Raw genomic sequence first — 5,549 nt, 5'->3', positions numbered from 1 at the left:
CTTCTCGTCGACTATGGCGATGCCGACCAGTTTCTGACCGAACAACTCAAACCGGAACTGCTGCAGGCAGCTTGCGAGACCGCAAAAATTCCGCTCACCCTGCGCCGGCAACAAGGCTACGACCACAGCTATTATTTCATCTCCACCTTCATGAGCGATCATCTCGCCTGGCACGCGGCGCGCCTCAAGGGCTGAGTTTGCGCCTATCGCTTCAAGGCACTCCCCTGTCGTCCTGGCCGGGCTTGTCCCGGCCATCCATGTCTCTGACGAAATAAGGAAAGAAAGAGGTGGATGCCCAGCACCGGTCTACGCCTTTGGCTTCGACCCGGCACGGCAGCTCGGCGCGCCGAAGCTCTTGAGCGAAGGCGGCAAGGCCGGGCATGACGAGTTGTCAAAAGCAACGCACATACCGACAAAAGTGGGGTTGCAAGCGCGTATGAATTGGTCATGCTCGCAAAGTAAGCGCGCCCCGATGACCGCGGCGCGACTGAAAAAAGAAAGTTTTGGGAGAGGACATGATCCGATGGTTGATCGGTGCGATCGGCTTGACCGCCGTGGCGAGCCATGCCTTCGCGGCCGATCCGATCGAGATCCACATCGGCTATCTGCGTCTTGCCGGCGCCAAATCGACACTATCATTGGTGGAGCAGCCGGCCGAGAGTGACGGTGTCGCCGGTGCCCAGCTCGCCATCGACGACAACAACACGACAGGCAAATTCCTGAACCAGCATTTCACGCTGGAGGAACTGCGCCTGAAGGCGGGGGACGATGCGGCCAAGGCGGCGACGACGCTCGCCGAGCGCAACGGCTTCATCATCGCCGATCTGCCCGCCGACGTGCTGCTCAAGGCGGCCGATGCGCTGCGCGATCGCGGAACCGTGATCTTCAACGTCGGCGCGACCGACGACCGCCTGCGCGAGGAGGATTGCCGCGCCGACGTCATTCATGTCGCGCCGACCCGCTCGATGCTTGCCGACGCCCTCGGGCAGTACCTGGTGTGGAAGCAATGGAAGCGCTGGCTGCTGGTGACCGGCTCGCATGACAATGACAGGCTGTTTGCCGCGGCGCTGAAGCGCACAGCAACGCGGTTCGGCGCAAAGATCGTCGACGAGCGCACTTTCGAGGACACCGGCGGCGCGCGTCGCACCGACAGCGGCGTCGCGCTGATCCAGCGCCAGATCCCGGTGTTCACGCAGCAGGCCCCGGCCTACGACGTCCTGGTTGCCGCCGACGAGAGCGAGGTGTTTGCGAACTATCTGCCCTACAGGACCTGGGACCCGCGGCCAGTCGCCGGCTCGGCGGGCCTCGAGCCGAAGAGCTGGGACGCGTCGCAGGATCAATGGGGCGCGACCCAGTTGCAGAACCGCTTTCTGAAACTGAACGCGCGGCACATGACCGCGCTCGACATGCAGGCCTGGACCGCCGCGCGGATGATCGGCGAGGCCGCCTCGCGCACCAGCTCCGACGATCCAAAAGCGATTTTCGGCTTCCTCAGAGGACCTGATTTCTCGGTTGCCGCGTTTAAGGGCACGCGGCTGACACTGCGCGACTGGAATCTGCAGCTTCGCCAGCCGATCCTGCTGGTCGACGGACGCATGGTGGTCTCGGTTTCGCCGCAGGAGGGCTTTTTGCATCAGGCGTCGGAACTCGATACGCTCGGCGTCGATCGCCCGGAAACCAAATGCAAGCTGCATTGATGACGGAGAACGCGCGCATGTGGCGTCGCTACCTGCTTTCCGGACTTGCACTCGGGCTCCTCTCGGCGGTGCCCGCGCGTGCCTATGTCGCCTATGTGTCGAATGAGAAGGGCAACACGGTCTCCGTCATCGACACCGACAGCTGGACCGTGACCAACACCATCAAGGTCGGGCAGCGGCCGCGCGGCATCGAGTACACGCGCGACGGCAAGTTCGTGATGGTCGCGGTCGGCGACGACGATACCATTCAGGTGATCGATACCAAGACCCAGCAGGTGACTGACACCCTGCCCTCCGGACCCGACCCGGAACTGTTCACGCAGGACACCACGGGCAAGGTGCTTTACGTCGCCAACGAGAACGACAACACGGTGACGGTGATCGACCTGGAGAAGCGGGCGAGGCTCGGCGACATCCAGGTGGGCGTCGAGCCCGAGGGCATGGCGATCAGCCCGGACGACAGGGTTTTGATCAACACGTCCGAAACCACCAACATGGCGCATTTCATCGATACGAGCTCGCGCCAGGTCGTCGCCAGCGTGCTGGTCGACTCGCGGCCGCGTTTCGCCGCATTCAAGCCGGACGGCTCCGAGTTGTGGGTGTCCTCCGAGATCGGCGGCACGGTGTCGATCATTGATCCGCAAAAGCATGCCGTGACGGGCAAGATCGAGTTTGCGATCCCGGGCCTGCGCAAGGAGGCGATCCAGCCGGTCGGCATCAACATGACCAGGGACGGCAAGACCGTTTTCGTCGCGCTTGGTCCCGCCAACCGCATCGCGGTGGTCGACGGTGCGAGCCACGCGGTGACAAAATATCTCCTGGTCGGCCAGCGGGTCTGGCACATGGCGTTCACGCCGGATGGCAAATACCTGCTCTCGACCAACGGCCTCTCCAACGACGTCTCGGTGATCGATGTCGCCGCCCAGAAGGTCATCAAGACCATTCAGGTCGGCGAGCTGCCCTGGGGCATTGCGATGCAGCCATGACAGAGACCGCCACGCCCACGATCGCTCCGACGCCGCCGGCTTCCTGCCCGCAACAGGCGGAGCATGCGCAGACGCCGGCGCTGTCGATCGAGGGGGTGAACCATGCCTATGGGGCGCGGCGCGCGCTGATCGATGTGAGCTTTGCCGTCGCGCCGGCCAGTTTCACCGCCCTGCTGGGCCTGAACGGCGCCGGCAAGAGCACGCTTTTCTCGCTGGTGACGCGACTGTTCGGCATCCAGAGGGGACATATCTCGATCTTCGGCCACGACATTGGCGCCGCACCGAGCGAAGCGTTGCGGCTGCTCGGCGTCGTGTTCCAGCCGCGCACGCTCGACCTCGATCTCTCGGTCCGGCAAAACCTGCTCTATCACGCTGCCCTTCATGGCATCGCCCGGCGCGAGGCGGACGCGCGCAGCCGCGAGGTGCTCGCGCGTATTGCACTCTCCGACCGCGCCGGCAGCAAGGTGCGCGATCTCTCCGGCGGGCAGATGCGACGGCTCGAGATTGCGCGCGCGCTGCTGCACCGGCCGCGCCTGCTCTTGCTCGACGAGGCGACGGTGGGGCTTGACGTCAAGGCGCGCGCCGACATCCTGCGTCACGTCAGGGACCTCGTCTCCGAACAGGGCATCGGCGTGTTGTGGGCGACGCATCTGTTCGACGAGATCTTAGCCACCGACGACCTCGTGGTGCTGCATGAGGGGCGCGTGCTGGCGCGCGGGGAGGTCGCGCGCGTCGTCGCCGATGCCGGCGCGGTGGATGTCAACGGCGCATTCGCGACACTGACTGTGGCGACGGAAAGATCCCGGAGTGCCGCGCCATGAGCGTCACCACCGCGGGACCTGCGCAATCAGGCTTTTCGTTCGGCGAATATCTGACCTGCCTGAACGGCATCGTATGGCGGGAAGCCCTGCGCTTCCTGCATCAGCGCGAGCGCTTCGTCTCGGCGCTGGTGCGGCCCCTGGTATGGCTGTTCATCTTTGCCGCGGGTTTTCGCCAGGTGCTGGGCATCTCGATCATCCCGCCCTATGAGACCTACATCCTCTACGAGGTCTATATCGCGCCGGGGCTGATGGCCATGATCCAGCTCTTCAACGGCATGCAGTCGTCGCTCTCGATGGTCTATGACCGCGAGATGGGCAACATGCGCACGCTGCTCGTCAGCCCGCTGCCGCGCTGGTATCTGTTGTTCTGCAAGCTGCTCGCGGGCACCGCGGTGTCGCTGCTCCAGGTCTACGCCTTCCTGCTGATCGCCTGGTTCTGGGACATCGCGCCGCCGCCGATCGGCTATCTCACGGTGTTGCCCGCGCTGGTCCTGTCGGGGTTGATGCTCGGCGCGCTCGGCATGCTGATCTCATCCGGGATCAAGCAGCTGGAAAACTTCGCCGGCGTGATGAACTTCGTGATCTTCCCGATGTTCTTTGCCTCATCGGCGCTCTACCCGCTCTGGCGCGTGCAGGAGGGCAGCCCGATGCTCTATTATGTCTGCGACTTCAACCCGTTCACGCATGCGGTGGAGCTGGTCCGCTTCGCGCTCTATGGCAAGATGAACTGGGTCTCGCTCGCGGTCGTCGTCGGCTGCACATTGGTGTTCATGATCGGCGCGATCTATGCCTACGATCCGTCGCGGGGCTTCAGCCGACGCGGCCCCGCGGGAGGCGAAACATGAACTGGCGAATGACGGTCGCGGCACTGTGCGCGCTGGCCGCATCGTCGGCGCAGTGTTTTGCTGCGGACCCGCGTTATCCCGACTGGCCATGCACCCAGGCCAAGGTGCCGGAAATATCGCTGGCCGCGGTGTGGGCCGGCCCGCCGCTCGATGACGCGTCGGCGAAATGGAAGGATGACGCCAAGATCAGCGCGCTCGTGACCAAGCTTGCCGCACGCAAAACCCCGCTCGACGAGGCCGAGAAGAGCATTACCGACTTCCTGGCCGCCTCGTCCGACAAGAGCATGGCGGGCAAGCTGCTGTTCGCGGGCCTGTTCGATACGCTCAATGCGCAGCGCTTCCAGGTCATGAATGGTCTCGAGCGCGTCACGCGCAAGCAGCGCGAGGCCGCCGACAAGATCCGCGCCGATACCATCGCGCTGCAGGGACTGCAGGGCGAAACGACACCCGATCAGCAAAAGCTCGACGAGCTTTCCAATACCTTGCTCTGGGAGACGCGCATCTTCGAGGACCGCCGGCGCGTGGTCAAGTTCGTCTGCGAGGTGCCGACCGCGATCGACCAGCGCCTGTTCGCGCTCGGCCGTATCATCCAGCAGGAGATCGAGTAGAGACTGCGATCCCGCACGCATCACAAATCTGTGTGCCGGACATCTTGCGTTCCCGCGGAACTGAAATCATCCTCCAGAGCTTGACGTAGACAACCTCGAATCGGGGGAGGCCGCGATGAAAGCAGCGAAGATCGTGTGGGCAGGCTTTTTGACAGGTCTTGGGGCCGCGACCCTGTTGATGTCGGCGGCTTCCGCCGAACAAAGCATGTCAGGCATGATTACCAAAATCGACCGGCTGAACGGCACGGTCGCGATCCAGCAAATTCAGAACGGCACCGTCGGGGCGAACACGGGCGGCGCCACCGAATTCAAGGTCCAGGATCAGGGCGCGCTCGAGAGCGTGCATGCTGGCGACCGGGTGACCTACGCCATCGGAGACGACGCCAAGACCATCACTAAGCTGCAGAAGCAGTAGCGGTCACCACACATCTGCGCGAAGACGCGCTTCGCGCTTTTGCCCGGCCATGACGAACTGGAAAGATCGGCGCCTGCATCCATTGAGACCAGAGTCTATTGCTCGCCGTCCGGTCTCGGCTCCGGCTGCGACTCAGCGAGCGGCAGGTTGGCGCGGGCCCAGCCGTCCGTTCCCTCC

7 protein-coding genes are annotated in these 5,549 nt (G+C 63.9%); all 7 read left to right on the top strand.

Going from position 1 to position 5,549, the window contains the following annotated elements:
- Positions 1-195 (top strand): alpha/beta hydrolase-fold protein (locus tag JOZ76_RS21955; RefSeq protein ID WP_291701789.1); only part of this gene is annotated, 195 nt, incomplete at its 5' end.
- Positions 196-515: 320 nt separating this feature from the next.
- Positions 516-1,697, top strand: a complete 1,182-nt coding sequence (locus JOZ76_RS21950) for an ABC transporter substrate-binding protein (RefSeq protein WP_291701787.1) — start codon at positions 516-518, stop codon at positions 1,695-1,697.
- 17 nt (positions 1,698-1,714) lie between these two features.
- Positions 1,715-2,683 (top strand): YVTN family beta-propeller repeat protein, encoded by a 969-nt coding sequence (locus JOZ76_RS21945; protein WP_441300072.1) that lies wholly within the window; start codon positions 1,715-1,717, stop codon positions 2,681-2,683.
- On the top strand, positions 2,680-3,504 hold the full coding sequence (locus JOZ76_RS21940) for an ABC transporter ATP-binding protein (RefSeq protein ID WP_291701783.1): 825 nt from the start codon (positions 2,680-2,682) through the stop codon (positions 3,502-3,504). Before JOZ76_RS21945 ends, JOZ76_RS21940 begins: the two co-directional genes overlap by 4 nt.
- Positions 3,501-4,349, top strand: coding sequence for an ABC transporter permease (locus JOZ76_RS21935; RefSeq protein WP_291701781.1), 849 nt, complete (start codon positions 3,501-3,503; stop codon positions 4,347-4,349). Before JOZ76_RS21940 ends, JOZ76_RS21935 begins: the two co-directional genes overlap by 4 nt.
- Complete coding sequence (locus tag JOZ76_RS21930; RefSeq protein ID WP_441300071.1) at positions 4,346-4,957, top strand: hypothetical protein; 612 nt, start codon at positions 4,346-4,348, stop codon at positions 4,955-4,957. Before JOZ76_RS21935 ends, JOZ76_RS21930 begins: the two co-directional genes overlap by 4 nt.
- A 115-nt stretch (positions 4,958-5,072) precedes the next feature.
- Positions 5,073-5,372 (top strand): copper-binding protein, encoded by a 300-nt coding sequence (locus JOZ76_RS21925; RefSeq protein WP_291701779.1) that lies wholly within the window; start codon positions 5,073-5,075, stop codon positions 5,370-5,372.
- Positions 5,373-5,549 lie beyond the last annotated feature (177 nt).

Source organism: Bradyrhizobium sp., assembly GCF_019244115.1.
In the GTDB taxonomy this organism is placed as follows: domain Bacteria; phylum Pseudomonadota; class Alphaproteobacteria; order Rhizobiales; family Xanthobacteraceae; genus Bradyrhizobium.
This window is presented reverse-complemented; position numbering and strand designations above follow the sequence as displayed.